Below are 19,002 nucleotides of genomic sequence, written 5' to 3' on the forward strand. Positions count from 1 at the left end.
TTGAGTTCCTTTGGACACCCTAAATAGTAAGTGAATAAATGAATAGGCAAAAGAGCTTATTTTGAACCTTCAGCAGTCTTGTTTTTATATGCACGTGGGTAGGCTTACATATTGTGTTTTTACCGAATGAAGGTCATCCTGATTCGGCAAAATAGGTGTGTATTTATTCTAAAGGAGGATATTATTAATGATTCGCCATAAAAAATTAGGTTACGTTGTATTAAATGTAACAAATCTTGATAAATCCGTTGATTTTTATGAGAATATTGTTGGACTGGAGGTAGTTGAACGTAAAAATACTATTGCATTCTTAAGATGTAGTAATGACCATCATAATTTGATACTTGAACAAGCAGCAGAAGCAGGTTTGAAAAGAGTGGCCTATGAACTTGAAAAGAATGATCAATTTCAAGGGGTTTTCAACTATTTAACAGAACAGGGCTTAAATCCGATAGAATCTAGTGCAGAAGAAACACAAAGTTTGAATCAAGGCAGAACATTGCGATTTAAAGATCCACATATGGGAGTAACCTATGAATACTATGTTGATATGAAACAAATGGATTCACCATTTACTCCTAAAAAGGCAAAAATCACAAGATTTTTACATGTCGTATACGAAACAAATAAATTTGATGAGATGTTAGATTTCTTTACTAATACATTAAACTTCAGAGTATCAGATACCTCATCAGATGAAAAAGGTGCATGGGCATGGTTAAGAGCGTTCCCTTCACCATATCACCATGACATGGCGATTACGAAAGGATCAGAAAATAAATTGAATCATCTTGCTTACCAGGCTGAAAGAGTGGATGATATTGGTATTCAAGTCAATAAATTAAAAAATGCAAATGTCCCAATCCTTTTCGGACCAGGAAGACATCGTCCATCTAGCAGTGTTTTCCTTTACTTTGCTGACCCTGATGGCATAACGCTTGAATATAGCCAAGGAATGGAGGAATTCCCTGAAGAAGGGGCAAGGGAACCACGTGAATTAGAGCCAACTCCAGAGACCATCGACGAATGGGGAGGAACTCCGGAGCCTGGTTTTGGAAAATATGGTAAGTTGATTAGTGAGGATTAAAAAACAATCAATAAATAGTAGTAAAAAAGTTCGTAACTAGTCGTTACCCCTATGGACATCAAATAGAGTAGGCGCATGAAAATATCATGCGCCTCTCACAGATCCGTACGTGCGGGTCATCGCATACGGCTCCTCCATGCTTATCCCCGCTGGGGATGTAGTTCATTATAAATATCCAGAAGAAAAACAAGTTTTATATCACGAAACCTTTCATTAGGAATCGCAAAATGTACATGTTGGGTCAACGAACTTCTCCATTTAGTCATTGAGAGATGAGGAAGTTCGCCCTCCCACTTCCTTTTTCGAAGCTCCCTGTGGAGCTTTCTTATTTTCCTCCAACTTCTTAGTTGAATCATCCGAAGCCTTCTTCGAATCCATGAATCCAGTTGTTGAAACAGTTTCTTTGAAAATCCAATACCAAAGTATCTACCCCATCCTCTGATGATGGGATTCAACCGATGCTTAACGAATTCTTCCAGATTTAATGTTTGATTTCTTTTCGTTACATCTTTGATACGTTTCTTGAATTTCTTTACTGCCTTGTCTGATGGTGAATGATAGTATCCTTGCTTGAAAACATATCCTAGAAAAATAATCGGTTCTACAAGATTATCTACAATCTTGGTTTTATCAGGATGGACTTTTAAACCCAACCCTTCTTCTAATAGCTTAACTACCGTTCTCAAAACCCTTTCAGCACCCTTTCTTGATTTGCAACAGATGACGAGGCAAGTAGACCACTGGAACCTCCCCAGTAGCCCCTCTCAGAACCGGACGTGAACCTCTCAGCTCATCCGGCTCCCATTATTCAGCCGTAGGTTTAATACCTATTTCCCAATGTTTAAATAACTTGGGATTCTGATTTGCAATTCTACCTAAGAAATGTTCTGCTCTTTTCTTGTGACGAGCTAACCTTTTGTATTTCTTTCTTGCCCACATTATTAAGGCTTTGTTGATGTGCCTTAATGTTGGGTACATTTCTGATTTGTAGAATTTCCCATAGAAATTTATCCAGCCTATTATCTTTGAGTTAAACATATTTGATAGGTCAGTAAGGTCCTTATCAGCTTTTAACTGTAGCTTCCAATCCCTTACTTTTTGCCGAATTGATTTCTTAGATTTGTTACTAATTGCTGGTGTAAAGTTAATAAAATGCTTTCCCCATCTATTCTTAGAACGTCTTGGCCTGAACGTATATCCTAGAAAATCAAACGAAATATTTTCGTGATATTCTTTCCTAACTGCATCTTTACAATATACAATTCTTGTTTTAGTTGGATGTAGTTCAAGTTTACATTCGTTCATCCTAATGCTTAATGATTCAAGCAGTCTTATTGCCTCAGCTTCTGACTTGCAGTGAATGACAGCATCATCTGCATATCTCGCAAATGGATTATTAGGATGGTTAATTGTCATCCATTTATCAAATGTGTAGTGTAGAAATAGGTTCGCAAGAACTGGACTTATGACTCCGCCTTGCGGTGTGTCAGAAGTACGTTCTTTTACTCCTTCTTTTGTTTGAAAAGGTGCCTTTAGCCATCTTTCAATGTATAGCTTCACCCATTTAATACTTGTGTGTTTTTCCACTGCTTTCATTAATAACCCATGATCAATGTTGTCGAATAAGCCCTTAATATCAAATTCCAGAACCCAATTGTATCTCCAACATCTTTTACGAGTTATTTCCAATGCTTGGATGGGACTTTTATTTGGTCTATAACCATAAGAGTCCTCATGAAAGAAAGGTTCCACTGAGGGTTCAAAATACAGTTTCACAACCATTTGTGCAATTCTATCTGTAACAGTTGGAATTCCTAATGTCCTAGTGCCACCAGCTTTCTTTGGAATCTCTACAGCTTTAACTGCTGGTGGAAAGTAACTACCTGAGGACATTCTGTTCCACAGTTTGTAGAGATTATCCTTTAGGTTCACTTCAAATTCCTCTATTGACTCATGATCAATTCCAGCTGACCCCTTGTTTGCTTTAACTCTAAGAAAGGCTTCATAAACTGCCTTTTTGGATATATTGTACGGCTTTGTCTTATTCATAAGTTCCTCCCAATTTAATGGTTGACCTGTTAATAAAACTGAATAACATAACCCCTTTGCTCCATCTCCGTTAGAAGGTTTCATAGCTACTACGAGTTATTCCGCCCCTATACATGGCATTGGTACTCTGATTCTTGTGGGGATCCCACTTGAAATCTCTCCCTTAGCATCCATGTCGTAGGTTCCCACGTTCCACACCCAAGCCTATATTAAGTTCACGCCGCCTTTATACCGGTCACCGAACGGACAGTAAACAGGTTTCCTCCGAACTTATCCTGAGTTAACGACTCCCCCTCAGTTTTGATGACATCCTTACGCTTTCGATACTTCTTCAGCGGTTCAGTGGTTTTCGTCTCCTTAATACGTACCTGACAGAGTCTTGCTCTGCCTTTTCCCTAACGCTCAATACCATAGCTTTTGACTACAGCACCTTAGGGTGGTTTGCAATCTCTACCTGTATAGCGATTGCGAGAGGCCTACTCTCATCTCAAGTGCAGCATAGCTTATTGGGGGTGCCGTTAGGCACACTTTCCTTGCTTTCGTGGCACACAGTCATCTGCATACCTTGTAATGCGGTGACCTCTTTTAGTCATCATTTCATCAAGTGGGTGTAGATAGATATTTGCTAGTAGCGGACTAATTACGCCGCCTTGAGGGCTCCCGTTATCGTTTTCGTAGAAAACACCGTTTTCAAGGATTCCCGATTTTAAGAACTGTACAATTAAAGCTAAAACACTGCTATCCACTACTTCTTCTTTAATTAAGTTAATAAGTTTATCGTGGGGGATTGCATCAAAGTACGTCTTAATGTCGGCGTCAATTACATACATATAACCTTCCATCAAATCCTTACGGATTTTGTCAATAGCCATATGTGCACTACGGTTAGGACGAAATCCATAACTACAGTCTAGAAACTTCTGTTCAAAGATAGGTTCAAGTATTTTCTTCGTTGCTGCTTGAAGAATTCGGTCTTCAACTGTTGGTATTCCTAATGGACGTTTAGAACCATCAGCTTTTGGAATATACACTCTTCTGACAGGTTTTGCCCGGTATGTTTTAGTACGCAAAGATTCTTGGAGCACTCTTAAGTTGTGTTCCAATTTTATTTCATAATCTTTAATTGTTACTTTATCCACACCATGCGAGCCTCGGTTTTTCTTCACATCATTGAAGGCTTCTTCCAAGTTTTGATAGTTCCAGATTTTATCAATTAGACTGTACCATTTGCGTTTCTTTTTAGAACTCTCAACTACACGTAAGCTTCGTTTTCCTATTGATTCATTCATGTATTCGTTTCCTTTCCCAATACAATATCGACTGAATAGGTAGCCCAATGGTCGATATTTGATATTAGTACTACGCCCTAAACAACCTACTTTCTTTCGGTCTCGATTCTTAGGCTATCTACCTCATCGACTTCTGTTTAGTACATGACAAGTAAATAGGTTCGTAATGCTTTTCTTACATGGGCAGACGGGCTTCGCATCAGTTCATTGCCTTTTGGGTCAACGTCTGTCTTACCAACATTGTGATGAGTCACTTATCTTTGTGGCATTTCCGACAAGTTTATTCACTACTATCCCCTGCTCTGACTTCTCACCTTCCATAGTCAATTTCTCGTCCATCGCGGCTTTGAAAAAGGGTTACCACCAATTTGTGGAGAAGATAAGATCTCCTTGGGTCACGTCATCGCCTTTCACTCGAAACCAGTCCTCATAACTAATAAGATACAGAGTGGTATTGGACTTCCCCATCCTTTGCAAGGTTATCCCATCTTACCAGCCAACATGGTTACAGCCACCTGTTCCGAGTTTTGCCTTCAAGTCCTCCGCACGAAATCTCACGACACTCGCACTACCTGTCAGCTATACATTTCCGCCACAACGGCACGTTAGGGACTTTCACCCATTAGAGCGATGCGCTGCCAAGCGCACAAAGGTTCAAAAGCATGTAGCTTTTGAACCTTTACTTATTTAAGTATTTTGCAGAAACCTCAACGCATTCCCGCCCATGATGGCCTCTCTTTGTTCCCGAGTTAAATAATTGGTTTCCAACACAGATTTCCCTGGAGGAGATTCTTGAATCGCGAAAGGATAGTCGGTTCCCATAAACAGACGCTCGTGACCGAACAGACGGGTCAGGTATTCCACATTTATCGGATCATAAACGAGTACATCGTAATAGAAATACTTTGCATAATGACTAGGAGGATGAGGTGTTTTTCTCGATTCAGGGAAAACATGCCAACCCTGCTCCATCCGTGGAAGGATAAAAGGAAAGGCTCCCCCTCCATGAGCTAAGCAGATTTTCAGCTTCGGAAACCTTTCAAACATCCCGTTCATGACGAAATTAGCTGCTGCCAAGGCCAATTCTATTGGCATCGCTACGGTATAGGTGAGACCCGATTGAGCTGTCCGCTCTTTTCCAACCATGTCGTAAGGATGGAAAAAGAGCGGGACATTCCAATTCTCGGCCTTCTCAAAGAAAGGAGCAAAAGAAGGATCATCTAACCCTAAACCGTTAACATTTGTTCCTAGTTCAATCCCCTTAAGTCCGATCGTATGTATACAATAATCCATTTCCTTGATCGCAGCCTCTACATCTTGGAGAGGGACTGTCCCTAATCCGATAAAACGATCTGGATGCTTCTTTACCAAATCTCCTATATACTCATTTTGCAAACGAGCTATTGCCGCTGCTCCTTCGGCTGGAGCCCAATAACAAAGACCAATGGGAATCGGTGACAAAACCTGCATATCAATTCCGTCGAGATTCATTCTTTCTATTTTTTTTGCCGGATCCCATGTTTCACTACTGATTATTCTAAAAACTTTCCCCTGTACCATAATATGAGCGGTATTTTCGTCCACTCTTACGATACTTGGCCAGCGTTCACCTCCATACTGTTTCCCGAAATCAGGCAGTTCTTCTGGAAGGATATGCGTATGAAAATCGATTTTCTTTACTGCTTTATCCATGGTCATCTACTCCCTTTCCATTACTCTATTCAAAACTAGACTTGATGCTCCATTAAGATGAGAAGCATCATGCTATTTATTATTAGTTTTTTTCATTAAAAGAATGAAAAGGCCCGGTTAAACAAGAGCCTTTTAAATGGAGAAATAGATTGCTCCCTATTCGATTCATGAACAGGAAGTAATCTATTTCTATGGAAAAACTATAAATCATTTTAAAGAATGATACTGATTTTTCCTTGTGGACGTAAAGCTTCTAATGAAAGAATCACTGTTTTCGATTTAATTTTTAATTCTTCGTCTTCTTTCACCAAGAGATAGTCGTTAACACCCACATAAACATCAAGGAAATCGCGTTTTGCACGATAAGTTGAAAAGTTACATTTTACCGATACAACATCCCCTTCATTACTAACAATTCTTACATTGCTAACATTATGAAGAGTTTTTGAATGTGGAAACTCAACATGTGCTTCTTTTTTCAACAAACGTAATGCTCTTTGTTCTAAACGTGCGCGATCATCATGAGCTAAGAATAATGACGTTTTAAAATCAGCATTAGGGTTTCCAATTGGCGGAATTTGATAGGTTCCATCAGCTGAAAATAACGCTGCCCATTCTTCCATTTTCCAGTTATCAAGAAGCTCTGCTTCATGGTATAAAAATTCTTCAATTTCTTGACGTGTTATATTCATGCTTGCCCCCAACCTCTTATTTAGTTTCTACTTTAACTTCTTGTGCTGTAATAAGTTCATTCCATCTACGCCAGAATGCACGCATTTGTGCTTCATCTGTCGCTTGAGGTACATCACGATTCATACCTTTAGAAATATCATTCCAGCCTGCACCTTTAGCATTTAAAAAACCTTCTTGGCAAAGTTCAAGTGCTTCGTTATCATCTGGAGTTGCAAAGCCCCCTGGTCCTAAGAATTCTAAAAAGCTGTCATTACGAACTTGTCTGAAATTTTCATTCTCAGCTTTAGGTGCTAAGGCGTAACCAGAAACTTCAATGTAACCTGGTTCGATTGGATAGAAAGTTCTGATTGTAATCGCCATAATATCGTTAATAATGAGGTTCGGGAAGATCCAAATATTACGATTCTTTTTAGCGATTCGATGTGCTCTTTCTTTGCCAAACTTCTCCTCTAATCTTGCAATGTTTCCTTCGATGATTCCTTTAGCTTCTTCTCCATAACCTTCGATCCATTTTCCTACTGGTCTTGGCCAAGCCGAATAATATTCCATAACAGCATGGCCATTACCTAGATCTTTCCCTTCACCGACAAGAGTATCTTTTTCCATTGTTCCACCACGAGTGGCAACGATTTCAAAGTATGTCTTATGTGTTGGTATTCCATGATATAAGTCAACACTGTTTTCACCCAAAAGTTTCCAGTTTGCGCGCACGCTGTATTCTTGAGGATCTTTTAAAACTTCCATCCCTAATTCTGGATCTTCTGCTGCAAATGCTTGATCCGCAACAAGATCAAGATATTCTTTAGCATTTCCTAAATACTCTTCTAAAGAAACCGCATTCTTATCATAGTTAACAAAAATGAATCCACGATAGTTTTCAAGGCGTTCTACTGTTACAAGGTTTTTAGAACCATCACAGTTATGATCTTCTGGAAAACCAGCCTTATCGGGCATACCAACTAATTCACCTTGGTTATTAAAACTCCAAGCATGATAGAAGCAGCGGAATACTTTTGAGTTTCCACATTTTTCACGAGTAACTAATGCTCCACGATGGGGACAGCTGTTATAAAAAGCTCTTATTTCTCCATCTTGGCTGCGAGTCAATATTAAATTTCTCCCACCGACTTTTCTTCTGTGGTAATCACCCTTATTAAGCAATTCTGATTCATGTCCGATATACAGCCAACATTTACTAAAAATAGCTTCTCTTTCTAATTCTAAAATTTTGGGATCAACAAAAGCTTGGCGATTGACCTTGAATGATAGTTTTTCTTCGTCTTCACGAATATAGTTTGTCATCAATTTCCCTCCTAGAACTTTTTCAAGACTTTCTTAAACTAACTATTTCGAAGTGTTTACTGTCTAAAATGATTTATTCATTACACAAAGATTTTTGGATCTATTCTCATTTAAAAATCTTAGTTAATTAATACCTGAAATTGAAATTTCAAAAAAATTTTTGACATACGTTAAACGAAAATCGAGCCCATTTCCTTTAAGAAATCAGGCTCAACTATTTTGCCGCGAAGTTTGACTTAATTATTTTAAGTAATTTCATCCTACTTTGTAGTTCTGATTTTGCTGCTTTAGTTACAATAAACACGAAATCATCCCCTTTTTGTTTCCTTTTGAAGCGGTGGGATATTCATAAAATAGTATTTACTTTCTTTCCTGATAATACCCCTAATAGCCTCAGAAAAAATGGTCACAATAATATGAGTCATACGAAACTTATTTAAAAAGGAGGAAAATTAAATGGTTGAAGATGGAAAATTTGGTGATGTAAAAGGAATTAATACGCACTATCATGAGGATGGAAAAGGTGAACCAGTTCTTCTTATTCATGGTTCTGGCCCAGGGGTTTCAGCGTGGGCAAACTGGCGATTAGTTTTCCCTATTCTTTCAGAGCACTATCACTTATATGCACCAGATGTTGTCGGATTTGGTTATACCGACAGACCTAAAGATATTAAATATTCAATCCATGTGTGGGCAGACCATATGATTGATTTTATTGAAACCATTATCAAAGAAAAGGTATCGATTATTGGTAATTCCTTTGGCGGAGCCATTGCCCTTCATTTGGCAAAAAAGCGCCCAGACCTTGTCAATAAATTAATTTTAATGGGAAGTATGGGAACAGATCATCCTATTGCTGACGGATTGGACAAAGTATGGGGGTATTCACCAAGTCCTGAAAATATGAAAAATCTCATAAAGCTTTTTGCTTATGATCAAAGTATGGCTGAAAATGGTGACTTAGTTCAAATGCGTTATCAATCAAGTATTCAAGAAGGATTTCATGAAGCATTCTCTTCCATGTTCCCTGAACCAAGACAACAACATGTTGATGCGATGGCATTAACGGAAGAGGAATTAAAAGCAATTGAATTCCCAACACTTTTGATTCACGGTAGAGAAGATCAGGTTATTCCTGTTGAACAAACAAGCTGGGTTCTTGCAAAAACTTTACCAAATGCACAATTCCATACATTCCCTAAATGTGGACACTGGGTACAAATTGAAAAAACAAAAGAATTTGCTGGTCAAGTCATTGAATTCTTGAATCAATAACAGAGTCATTTGGTATTAAAGTTGAACCCCGTTCTTAAGATTTTAAGACGGGGTTCAACTAAGTTTTAATTTTAGGGAAGGATAAGAAGGTCAATAAGTCCCCGCATCAACATCTGAGGTTTACGGAAAATTTACATCTCCTTGTTTAAATTGATTTGAACCCTTATGAAAATGACTACTTGTTTATAGAGTTAATATTATTGCTCACATCACGATTTTCGGAAGCTGTATGGTCATCTACTTCAGCCCCCTCCCCCATCTGGTTACCAATAGTAGCGCCTGAAACACCGCCTATAACCGCACCAATTACTCCAAATGGAGCACCTATCATAGCACCTGTAACGGCTCCATTAAATGTTCCAGTTGTTTCACCATAGTTAGTGGCATCTTGGATAGCAATACTGCCAGCTTGATTATTGCTACTTTCTTCTGCATTTCCATCAAAGTTCTTGCGTTCGTTACCCTGATCCATATATTCACTTCCTTGTTAATTAATAGGGAATATGCTAATTATGGAAGCACATCATCCCAAACATATACTACCCTGTAGAAGTAGTTTTACTCACTATATGTTAAGTGGAGAATTTCTATTTTCTATTACTTGGTTGTATCTATACTGGTCTGTCATTGGGAAGCACGTTTTATCCTCATTAATGCAGGTCTATAGATATACACCCAAGGGCATTGCTGGATATTAGGAGGAAAGATGGAATAGGTATGAGAATTCATAGGCAGAGAATTTCCGGCTAATGTATGTAGTGGAGGCTTAAGAAGCAGATATAAGCGGAGATATTCCGATTAACTGCACTAAATAAGACAAAATCCAAAGATTTGGATAATATAAACGGAAAAACTCACTTTATTTTTAGGGAAATATAGGTATTTCCCAATTTAAACGGAATTTTTCCGTTTATTTTTCAAACACAGGGAATCAACATTCAGAGAGCCAAAATCAAATAACTTTGTCTGATAATCCGATTCATTACCGAGGGGAAGTATTTGTTTACGACTCCTTTCTTATACATAATTTAACATGGTAATTTGCATCTATTTAAGCAATTCAATTATCAGATTCGCAAGTTGTTATTTACTATGCGATTTGCTCAAAACATAAAAAAATAGGATGAGGAAATTACTGCGATTTCGCACCCTATTTGCATTGCGATTTACTGTTTTGCACATTTAAAAAGAACCCCCACTCATTTGAAAAGTGGGGGTTCTCGACAAGCTGAAAGGATAACTGAAGATCATCTACCCTTATGCTACGTTAATTTTATTATTTTCTACTGAAACAGTGATCACGGTTACGTTTTCGTTATTAATAATTAAAGTAGTGATTTTATCTTCAATTTGTTCTTGGATAACGCGTCGAAGTGGTCGAGCACCAAATACGCTGCTATAACCTAGTTCAGCAATCTTTTCTTTTGCTTCCTTATCCATTTCAATCGAGATACCTTGTTCTTCTAATGTTCCTTTAAGCTCTCCAATCATAATATCGATTATTTCCACAAGGTTCTCTTTTTGTAGGTGATTAAACTCAATAATCGAATCGATACGGTTTAAGAATTCAGGCTTAAAGAAATTTCCAATTTTGTCGATAATATTTGATTCTACTACTTCTTCCTGTTCCTCGCTGCCAAAACCAATTGGACCTAAATTCTTGCTGCCAACACCAGCATTTGAAGTCATGATAATAATCGTTTCAGTAAAGCTCACGACTCTTCCTTGGCTATCCGTTAACCTGCCATCTTCCATGATTTGAAGAAACATATTCATTACATCTGGGTGTGCTTTCTCGATTTCATCTAGCAGAATAATGGAATAAGGATTTCTACGAACCTGTTCCGTTAACTGACCTGCTTCCTCATGTCCGACATAGCCGGGAGGTGAACCAATGAGCTTTGAAACAGAGTGCTTTTCCATATATTCACTCATATCTAAACGAATCATCGCATCTTTACTGCCGAATAATTCTGCTGCAAGAGTTTTCGTTAACTCGGTTTTACCTGTACCCGTTGGACCTAAGAATAAGAATGAAGCTGTTGGACGTGTTTTAGGTTTTAATCCTACGCTTGCCCTTAAGATGGCATTGGATACTTTTTCAATTGCTTTATCCTGACCAATAATTTTACTTGCGAGTCTCTCTTTCAAGTTTTTCATTTTTTGTTGTTCTTCTTTTTGCAGCTTTTGTACAGGGATTCCAGTACTCTTTTCAATAATCTCTTGGATCATTTCTACGGTAATATCCTTCGTTATATCCTCTGAGTATTCAGATAATATTTCTTTTATTTCTCTCTCTTCATCACGAAGAATCGCAGCTTTTTCGTAGTGTTCTAATTTCGCTGCTTGTTGTTTTTCTTCAGCAATATCTTTTAAGCGCTGTTTTAAATAGTTAACATCTAGCCCTCCATGAGCAAGGTTTAGCATGGCACCGGCCTCATCCATTAAATCGATGGCCTTATCTGGTAAGAAGCGATCTTGAATATAGCGTTTTGATAGTGTAACACATGCTTTTAGTACATCATCTGAATATGTCACATCGTGATACTTTTCATAGGCTGGCCGAATTCCTTTTAGAATATCAATCGCTTCATTCACAGACGGCTCTTTAACGATCACCGATTGGAAGCGACGCTCAAGTGCTGGATCCTTTTCAATCATGCGATACTCTTTCATCGTTGTTGCTCCAACCACTTGGATATCACCACGCGCTAACGCTGGTTTCAATATATTCCCTGCGTCCATTGAACCGTTAGAGGTACCTCCAGCACCAACCATCATGTGCAATTCATCAATGAACAAAATGACGTTCTCACGTTGTTGTAATTCAGTAACAAGTTGGTTCATTTTTTCTTCAAATTGTCCTCTGTAAGCTGTACCTGCTACAAGTGAACTTATGTCTAGCAAATACACTTCTTTCCTTTTTAGCTTCGCAGGTACTTTGCCTCTAACGATTTGAAGAGCAAGGCCTTCAACAATCGCTGTTTTCCCTACACCTGCTTCACCAATTAAGACCGGATTATTTTTTGTACGACGGTTTAGTATCTGAAGGACACGTTCAATTTCTTGATCCCTGCCGATCACGCTATCAATTCGCCCTTCTCTTGCTTCATTCGTCAAGTTCCGTCCATGTTGATCAAGAAAGCCATCTGTTTCACGATACTTTAGCTGGTTAACATTGACATATTGCTCGGACTGACTGCCATCTGTGTCAAATTGATCAAACATTTGGTCATCAAAATCAATGGAACCGTTTTCTAATCTTTGTATTGCGATTTCATAGCATTCTTCACACAAATTAATTTCACTTTGACTCTGATTAAATGATATTTTTAACTTAAAACTCGCCTGCGTTGTTCGACAGTTTTCACAAATCACCTTTCAATCCTCCTTCAACTTTGACTAATTTTGACTATGAATATATGAAAAAGAGCCACTTCTTCTAGTAGGCCCGCTGAACTATTTATTAAGTTTTCTCTAGTATATTGTACTTTTAATGACATTTCTACAGGTAATGGTTGGGTGTATATCCAACCTAGTATGAAACGCCGAAACGCCAGATAATGATAAGCCTTAAATTGGACTTTTTTACTATTTTCATCTTTTTATTGTTCTAAAATGTAAATTCCTAGAAAAATAATGATTCTTAATATATATTATATTAAAAGGGGGGATAAAAATGGTTCGTATGACAGTCGCTGGTATCGGGGGATTTTTCCTCGTTTTTATTGAGGCATATATTGTCATAATGTTAACAGGCTACCACTCTATCGACTTTGATGGCATCAGTCCATTTATCTCTATCTGGTCCATGAACTTTTTCCTTCTGTTTTCCATTTTGACTAGTATCAAACCTTGGATTGCTGAAAGAATGTCAAAAAATCAAGAAACTTCGCTAAGAAGATAATTTGTAACCTTTTAAATGATACCAAAACCAAAAAGCCTTAGTCCTTTTGTTTGAAAGGAATAAGGCTTTTATATATATTTATCTTTTTGAAGGAACTGCAACATCATTCTCTTTCTTGTTCATGATGTGACGTACAATAGGTAGAACCCAACGGTCTAATCCATATTTTCCTGCATTTGCACCAGCTACAAGAATGAATACGATGATTAACGCCATTAAGGCATTAGGATTTGCTACTCCAGAAAAAAGGAAAGAAAAGTTCATAACTACTCCAAAAAAGGCGGCTGCTGTTGTTAAACATCCTAAGATTAATCCAAGACCAACTAAAACTTCACCCCATGGAACGAGGAAATTAAAAAGACTGATGTTAGGAAGTGCAACACCTTCTAGGAAAGAAGCCCACCAGCCCTCTACTACTGGATTATTAATCGCACCTTGAAGGAAACCAGAAGCATCAAATCCACCACCGCTAACCTTTTCCCATCCATGGATTAAAAAGGTAGAACCTACATATAATCTAAGTAATACAAGAATGATAGCAGAAACATTGCTTTCTCTTAACCATTTAACCATAATTTCCACTCCCTTAATCTTATTTCCTTTACAATTAGATTGTACTACATTATCTTTAATTAAAAATATCTAAACTAAAGATTTCACTGTTTCGAAACACTTATTTGACAATATTGTTAAATATAGATTTTGTCTATTGATTATTGCTTTTGAAATAAAGTTTTTTTCAAAGAAACGCTGACGGGTCCATTTCATGTAATGAAACACCTGGATGGTTCTGACAAACGATCGTGTTGGCGCAAAACCAGTGTACCTACCCAATAAATGTACATCTCAGAAGGTAACCCCGACCAACAGTTTAGGAAACTATTGCTCTAACATATATAGGTAAAAAAATACAATTTATAAATTCTACCATTCTACAAATATCAACAAAATTTGGGGCGTCACTGTGATGGAACTTAAGGTACAATATAAGAAAAGATATCTTGGATAGTGTGGTCCTCACTGTAGTAGGTTAAGGTATCTCCGTTGGTGTTGTTTAGGAATCCAGCAGCCAATCCATTGTAATAATGTCCAGGACGGTTCGTTCCTGGGCCAGGATACACACGAAGTAAGCTGCCAGGTTCGATTTCAACCCCGTCTCCAATTCGTAAAAGGCTACTGGCCTGGTCGCGTAAATAATGGTTGCTTACATTAATAGTCTCATCGGTGATGTTGCGAAGTGTAACATGCTCTCCTGTTTCAGGCTGGATATCGTCACCACTTGGGTTTGGAAAAACATGATCGATCACGACACCGCTTTTGCGAAGATTTATATCTTTTTGGGAACGTACTCTTAATGCAGTAGTTGGTTGGTTTGTCACTAAGTAGTCGTAGCCTTGACATAGAGCCATTTCGATTTGCTCCGGACTATCGACTGGGTCACAGTAGACTTTGAGGCCGCGGGCATGGGCACGTTCAATATCGGATTTACTTGTTTTCCGTGGATGTGAGAAGACACCTACTGTCCAACTGGCAAGACGGTCAAGTTCTGAATCTGCCAGCATATCTCCTCCAGTGAGGAACAACAGTTGAACGTTTGGAGCGACTTGGTGGAATTCTTTAAGAGCCGCTTCATCACGAGAATGCACCATCATTCGATACGCACCTGAATGCAAAGTTCCTCCGTCAGCAAGACCAGCATCCACTAATGCTTGTGCGAGTTTTGTAGCAACACCAGGGCTGTTTTGTGGCGATTTAAGTTCAAATGTTACCCCTGTGTTCTTATCAAGAAGCGCTAACACCTCTTGCACGGTTGGAATTTTCTCTCCAGCAAAACGGGAGTCAAACCAAGATCCGGCATTAAGCTGCTTGATTTCAGCCAAAGTAAGGTCCCCTGGTCTCCATGGAGAACGGTCTGGAAATATTTCTTTAACATTGGTTGTACGAATTAAGGTATCATCGTGCAAAAGGATCATCTCTCCATCTTTCGTTAACTGAACATCTCCTTCTAATACCTCTACTTTTTCTTCCATTGCCTTTTTATAGGATGCAAGTGTTTCTTCTGGGGCTAATAAAGGTGAACCACGGTGTCCAACTACTATAGCATTTGCGCCGACACCTTTACCTTTACCAATCTTTCCAGTCTCCTCCGCAAAAACTTCACTAGAATCAAGCGAAAATAAGTCCGTTGTTCCTAGTGTTAACGCAAGAGTACTAACTCCGCCTACTTTTAAGAACTTTCTGCGGTTCAAACCCTTGATTTGACCTTGTTGAGTCATGATAAATACGCCTCCTTGAGATTAATTACCATTCTCTATTAATAAAACTAGTAGATCGATATTAATTAACTATTTGTCTAGTATTAATATTTCGTAAATTTACATAATTTTAGATATACATCTCCCCCTCTTCAAGATAAAACATATCTAATGTTTTCTTCAGGAACTCTGCCATCTCATCGAGAAACAAGACACATCGATGGACGAGTGAGTTCTCACCGGGTTTTGGCGTGGTTCCGCCGCCTATAATGAAAATAGATGAAGCAGAATGATTAGGATTTTGATACCGAGCTTAGTTATTTTGGGGATATCAGTCTTTCCTTCGATAATTGATACAGACTCATTACTTCTAGCTATTCCTCATCCCTTATTTAAATGAACTTTTTCAGTGGTCTCAAACCGTCCCGGCTTTCCAAGTTAGAAAATACTGAATCATTTAGTAGACAAACTGCAACTTAAGCCTATTATTCTACTGTTAATTTTTATTAAGGAAAAAAATGACACGATGAAGGGCAGAGAAAAATGGGTCGAATCTTGTATCTAGACAATCTACGTGTTTTTCTAACCATGCTTGTGGTTGTGTTTCACACATCCATTGCATACGGAGGAGCTGGTTCTTGGATATTAAAAGATGTGGATGATAGTCAATTAAGTTTAACGGTGATTATATTAAGTATCTTCACTGGAGTTTGCCAAGCGTTTTTTATGAGTTTGTTTTTCTTTTTATCTACTTACTTTATTCCATTTTCCTATGATAAAAAAGGTCCAATAGTTTTTCTAAAAGGGAGATTGATTCGCATCGGAATCCCGCTTTTATTCTATTATTTTATCATTGGACCCATAACTGATTGGTTTGCTCATTTCTACAACAGGATGACATTATCACAATTTTACATCCAAAAGGTTTTTTCGTTTCAACAGAATTTTTTTGGACCCGCTTGGTTTTTAGAAACACTTCTTTATGTGAGTATATTTTATGCTCTATATCAATTCTTTACAAAACCGAATAAGGAAATTGAAAAAACAAGGAATTTTCCTAAAGGTAAGACGTTAGTTCTGATCGCTTTTATTTTTGGATTCATTGCATTTTCAGTTCGTATGATTTACCCAACTGGAACAGGTATTTGGGGGCTTCAATTTGGTTATTTCCCATTGTATTTACTCCTCATGTGGACAGGAGTTGCGGCATACCGTCAAAAATGGCTTGAAAATATGCCGGCAAAATTGATTAAAACATGGAAAATGATTGGCCTTGTAATGATTTCCATTTTCTCCGTTGGTTTAATTGCCACTGGTGCTCTTAGTGGCAACCTCAACTTTTCAGGAGGAATGAATACTCAAGCCCTGTTTTATGCGTTATGGGAACCGTTCTTATGCTTCGGTGTAAGCATAGGCCTGATTGTTTATTTTCAAAAACGTTGGAATTTCACGAATGATTTTATTAACAGGCTGCGTGAAAGTGCCTCCACTGTTTATTTGATTCACCCTCCTGTTATTGTTGGATGGACAATGGCATTTCGCACTTTAGGATTACCGCCATTTATAAAATTTGTTTTGGTTGCCACTCTGAGTGTGGCTACATGTTTTATCATTGCTTTTTTCATTTTAAGAGTTCCGCATATGAAGAAGATATTATAAAAAATAGAAATAACATAGGGGGCTAATTTCATCTTAAGAAACGATGGTTCACATCACCGTCCCGGTGGTTCAAAGAACCTCATTTTACTTCATATCTATCCAGCGGTTCCTCATGACCATTCTCCCTGAATGACATACTTAGTCATTTTGGGCAGTCAGTGACCGAGCTCCAAATTCATGACTACCTTCACTAGGGTCATATGACTTTTTCTTTATATAGTAAAGTTATAAGGTTTCAGAAGGAAACTTCAAAATGAAGAAAACCCGTTTGCGTTAGAAGAACGATGAAAAGTGTTGTCGGCTGATGATCAAGAAAAGCTAATCGAACTGTATGAAGTTCAGTTATGACCATTATTGCAATTTTATCTGCCTCTATGGATTGTGGAAAAATTGGAACATGAAATGATTAAAAGGAGAATACAAAATGAGAAAAATAATATATGGAGCGCTAGGACTTGTGCTGATTGGAGTGATCGTTTTGATCATGGAGCTCAACACATCAGATATAGAAGCTTTTACATTTAGCTCAGTAGATGTTCATGAAACGAGAGATGTATCGGCAGAAGGGATTCGGAATATACTCATCGACTCTCCGGCTGTCGATGTAAATGTTCAGCCTACAAGTGATGATAAAATTGAAGCTGTGTTTTCAGGAAAAGTAGGAAAAAAGAGTAAAGATTTATATAAACTGGATTTTGACAAAGACGGTGATACAGTTAAAATCTCGATGGAAAAGGAAAATAAGTTTCAGTTCATGATGTTTAACTTCACACGAGTAAGCCTGAATATCAAAGTACCTGAAAAAGTTTATCACTCCATTAAATTAAATGCTGCATCTGGTGATATGGCCGTAGATGAAGTTGAAGCCAAAAAGTTAACAATCGAAACAAAGTCTGGTGATATAGAAGTCAGTGATGTTAGGACCGAGGATACTCTTTCCCTTACAACTTCAAGTGGAGATATTGCTGCTAATAATAATCATTCAAAAAGAATGGAAATGGAAACGAGCAGTGGTGACATTACAACAAAGGATAACGTAGCTAAAGGATCAGATTTACTTGCTAGCAGCGGTGATATTATTTCAGACAATCAAGCTTTAGAAGATAGTAAGATTCATACATCATCTGGTGATATTTCAGTAGAAATGGATGAATTGAAAGGGAACATAGAGTTAAAGGCTAGTAGTGGTGATATCGATGTAAACTTTACAAAAGCACCAACTTCATTGACCCTAGATTACAAAAGTAGTTCAGGTGAAGGAACGGCACATATCGACGACATGAAATACTCTGAGAAATCAGAACATCGAATGATCGGAGAAATCGGAGACGGTCATGTTAAGTTAACGGCAAGAACAAGTTCAGGTGATTTTCAATTAAAATAGAGGGAGACGCGGGGGCGGTTCTGATGTTTAATAAAAGCTCTGCATAGATTTCTCTCCATAGGGCCTTTCCTGTCATTGAAACGCGAGAACCGTCCCCCTGCTCCCAAAACAACAGCAATTAAAACTGAACGAAAACATCATTTTTTAGTTAGGGAAAAGTCCCTTATCCCGCAGAAAAAATAAAGGAAAGCTATGTGAGAATATAAAATCTCTGCATAACTTTCCTTTTTGATTTTAATAATTACATATTTCCCTATTTCGCTTTCTGTTCTTCAATAAAACACTTCGTGGAACATCCTGCGAAACAAGATTTTTCGAGGCGTCACAGTGACACCCTTTTACATTCTCGTAAACTCGCTTTTACTATCGTTTACTCCTGTTTAATAGGGTTTCAATAATAGTCTGGTATT

15 protein-coding genes and 1 pseudogene are annotated in these 19,002 nt (G+C 38.0%); 5 read left to right on the top strand and 11 right to left on the bottom strand.

What is annotated here, in order from left to right; translation table 11 throughout:
* Positions 1 to 187: 187 nt before the first annotated feature.
* Complete coding sequence (locus R4Z09_RS28735; protein WP_338450076.1) at positions 188 to 1,087, top strand: VOC family protein; 900 nt, start codon at positions 188 to 190, stop codon at positions 1,085 to 1,087.
* A 140-nt stretch (positions 1,088 to 1,227) separates the two neighbouring features.
* Here the strand turns inward: R4Z09_RS28735 and R4Z09_RS28740 are convergent, their stop codons facing one another.
* The 6 genes from R4Z09_RS28740 to R4Z09_RS28765 all read right to left on the bottom strand — a co-directional run bounded on the left by R4Z09_RS28740 (position 1,228) and on the right by R4Z09_RS28765 (position 8,112).
* Entirely contained in the window at positions 1,228 to 1,773 is a 546-nt protein-coding gene (locus R4Z09_RS28740; protein WP_338450077.1) for a group II intron maturase-specific domain-containing protein, read from the bottom strand.
* Positions 1,774 to 1,891: 118 nt separating this feature from the next.
* Positions 1,892 to 3,136, bottom strand: coding sequence for a group II intron reverse transcriptase/maturase (ltrA, locus tag R4Z09_RS28745; RefSeq protein ID WP_338450078.1), 1,245 nt, complete (start codon positions 3,134 to 3,136; stop codon positions 1,892 to 1,894).
* 518 nt (positions 3,137 to 3,654) lie between these two features.
* The gene (gene ltrA, locus R4Z09_RS28750; protein WP_338450079.1) at positions 3,655 to 4,425 is read right to left on the bottom strand and encodes a group II intron reverse transcriptase/maturase; all 771 of its coding nucleotides are present in this window, start codon (positions 4,423 to 4,425) and stop codon (positions 3,655 to 3,657) included.
* Positions 4,426 to 5,112: 687 nt separating this feature from the next.
* Positions 5,113 to 6,117 carry an amidohydrolase family protein gene (locus tag R4Z09_RS28755; protein ID WP_338450080.1) on the bottom strand — a complete coding sequence of 335 codons (1,005 nt, stop codon included), beginning with the start codon at positions 6,115 to 6,117 and terminating at the stop codon, positions 5,113 to 5,115.
* A gap of 212 nt (positions 6,118 to 6,329) precedes the next feature.
* Positions 6,330 to 6,809 (bottom strand): aromatic-ring-hydroxylating dioxygenase subunit beta, encoded by a 480-nt coding sequence (locus R4Z09_RS28760; protein ID WP_338450081.1) that lies wholly within the window; start codon positions 6,807 to 6,809, stop codon positions 6,330 to 6,332.
* Between the two features lie 16 nt (positions 6,810 to 6,825).
* On the bottom strand, positions 6,826 to 8,112 hold the full coding sequence (locus R4Z09_RS28765; RefSeq protein WP_338450082.1) for an aromatic ring-hydroxylating dioxygenase subunit alpha: 1,287 nt from the start codon (positions 8,110 to 8,112) through the stop codon (positions 6,826 to 6,828).
* A gap of 456 nt (positions 8,113 to 8,568) precedes the next feature.
* Between R4Z09_RS28765 and R4Z09_RS28770 the strand changes: the two genes are divergently transcribed.
* Positions 8,569 to 9,387, top strand: coding sequence for an alpha/beta hydrolase (locus R4Z09_RS28770; RefSeq protein ID WP_338450083.1), 819 nt, complete (start codon positions 8,569 to 8,571; stop codon positions 9,385 to 9,387).
* Positions 9,388 to 9,562: 175 nt separating this feature from the next.
* Here the strand turns inward: R4Z09_RS28770 and R4Z09_RS28775 are convergent, their stop codons facing one another.
* Together R4Z09_RS28775 and R4Z09_RS28780 are read right to left on the bottom strand one after the other, a co-directional pair.
* A complete protein-coding gene (locus R4Z09_RS28775; protein WP_338450084.1) occupies positions 9,563 to 9,859 on the bottom strand; it encodes a hypothetical protein in 297 nt (98 codons plus the stop codon).
* Between the two features lie 785 nt (positions 9,860 to 10,644).
* Positions 10,645 to 12,765 (bottom strand): ATP-dependent Clp protease ATP-binding subunit, encoded by a 2,121-nt coding sequence (locus R4Z09_RS28780; protein ID WP_338450085.1) that lies wholly within the window; start codon positions 12,763 to 12,765, stop codon positions 10,645 to 10,647.
* A 301-nt stretch (positions 12,766 to 13,066) separates the two neighbouring features.
* Here R4Z09_RS28780 and R4Z09_RS28785 point away from each other — a divergent pair, with 301 nt between their 5' ends.
* Positions 13,067 to 13,294 (top strand): hypothetical protein, encoded by a 228-nt coding sequence (locus tag R4Z09_RS28785; RefSeq protein WP_338450086.1) that lies wholly within the window; start codon positions 13,067 to 13,069, stop codon positions 13,292 to 13,294.
* 78 nt (positions 13,295 to 13,372) lie between these two features.
* Here the strand turns inward: R4Z09_RS28785 and R4Z09_RS28790 are convergent, their stop codons facing one another.
* The 3 genes and pseudogenes from R4Z09_RS28790 to R4Z09_RS28800 form a co-directional block, all read right to left on the bottom strand.
* The gene (locus R4Z09_RS28790; RefSeq protein WP_338453384.1) at positions 13,373 to 13,870 is read right to left on the bottom strand and encodes a DoxX family protein; all 498 of its coding nucleotides are present in this window, start codon (positions 13,868 to 13,870) and stop codon (positions 13,373 to 13,375) included.
* Between the two features lie 398 nt (positions 13,871 to 14,268).
* Positions 14,269 to 15,570 (bottom strand): glycerophosphodiester phosphodiesterase family protein, encoded by a 1,302-nt coding sequence (locus R4Z09_RS28795; RefSeq protein ID WP_338450087.1) that lies wholly within the window; start codon positions 15,568 to 15,570, stop codon positions 14,269 to 14,271.
* A gap of 112 nt (positions 15,571 to 15,682) precedes the next feature.
* Positions 15,683 to 15,856 (bottom strand): annotated as a pseudogene (locus tag R4Z09_RS28800) (ATP-binding protein); the annotation flags it as partial.
* A 236-nt stretch (positions 15,857 to 16,092) separates the two neighbouring features.
* Between R4Z09_RS28800 and R4Z09_RS28805 the strand changes: the two are divergent.
* Both R4Z09_RS28805 and R4Z09_RS28810 read left to right on the top strand, forming a co-directional pair.
* The gene (locus R4Z09_RS28805) at positions 16,093 to 17,208 is read left to right on the top strand and encodes an acyltransferase (RefSeq protein WP_338450088.1); all 1,116 of its coding nucleotides are present in this window, start codon (positions 16,093 to 16,095) and stop codon (positions 17,206 to 17,208) included.
* A 424-nt stretch (positions 17,209 to 17,632) separates the two neighbouring features.
* Positions 17,633 to 18,592 (top strand): DUF4097 family beta strand repeat-containing protein, encoded by a 960-nt coding sequence (locus R4Z09_RS28810; protein WP_338450089.1) that lies wholly within the window; start codon positions 17,633 to 17,635, stop codon positions 18,590 to 18,592.
* The last annotated feature ends 410 nt before the right edge of the window (positions 18,593 to 19,002 follow it).

This window comes from Niallia oryzisoli, from assembly GCF_036670025.1.
Classification (GTDB): domain Bacteria; phylum Bacillota; class Bacilli; order Bacillales; family Cytobacillaceae; genus Bacillus_BD; species Bacillus_BD oryzisoli.

Excerpts from the sequence above, each read along its gene's own strand:
- R4Z09_RS28735 (WP_338450076.1), top strand. The coding sequence starts at position 188 with ATGATTCGCCATAAAAAATTAGGTTACGTTGTATTAAATGTAACAAAT.
- ltrA (WP_338450078.1), bottom strand. The coding sequence starts at position 3,136 with ATGAATAAGACAAAGCCGTACAATATATCCAAAAAGGCAGTTTATGAA.
- ltrA (WP_338450079.1), bottom strand. The coding sequence starts at position 4,425 with ATGAATGAATCAATAGGAAAACGAAGCTTACGTGTAGTTGAGAGTTCT.
- R4Z09_RS28755 (WP_338450080.1), bottom strand. The coding sequence starts at position 6,117 with ATGGATAAAGCAGTAAAGAAAATCGATTTTCATACGCATATCCTTCCA.
- R4Z09_RS28760 (WP_338450081.1), bottom strand. The coding sequence starts at position 6,809 with ATGAATATAACACGTCAAGAAATTGAAGAATTTTTATACCATGAAGCA.
- R4Z09_RS28765 (WP_338450082.1), bottom strand. The coding sequence starts at position 8,112 with ATGACAAACTATATTCGTGAAGACGAAGAAAAACTATCATTCAAGGTC.
- R4Z09_RS28770 (WP_338450083.1), top strand. The coding sequence starts at position 8,569 with ATGGTTGAAGATGGAAAATTTGGTGATGTAAAAGGAATTAATACGCAC.
- R4Z09_RS28775 (WP_338450084.1), bottom strand. The coding sequence starts at position 9,859 with ATGGATCAGGGTAACGAACGCAAGAACTTTGATGGAAATGCAGAAGAA.
- R4Z09_RS28785 (WP_338450086.1), top strand. The coding sequence starts at position 13,067 with ATGGTTCGTATGACAGTCGCTGGTATCGGGGGATTTTTCCTCGTTTTT.
- R4Z09_RS28795 (WP_338450087.1), bottom strand. The coding sequence starts at position 15,570 with ATGACTCAACAAGGTCAAATCAAGGGTTTGAACCGCAGAAAGTTCTTA.
- R4Z09_RS28805 (WP_338450088.1), top strand. The coding sequence starts at position 16,093 with ATGGGTCGAATCTTGTATCTAGACAATCTACGTGTTTTTCTAACCATG.
- R4Z09_RS28810 (WP_338450089.1), top strand. The coding sequence starts at position 17,633 with ATGAGAAAAATAATATATGGAGCGCTAGGACTTGTGCTGATTGGAGTG.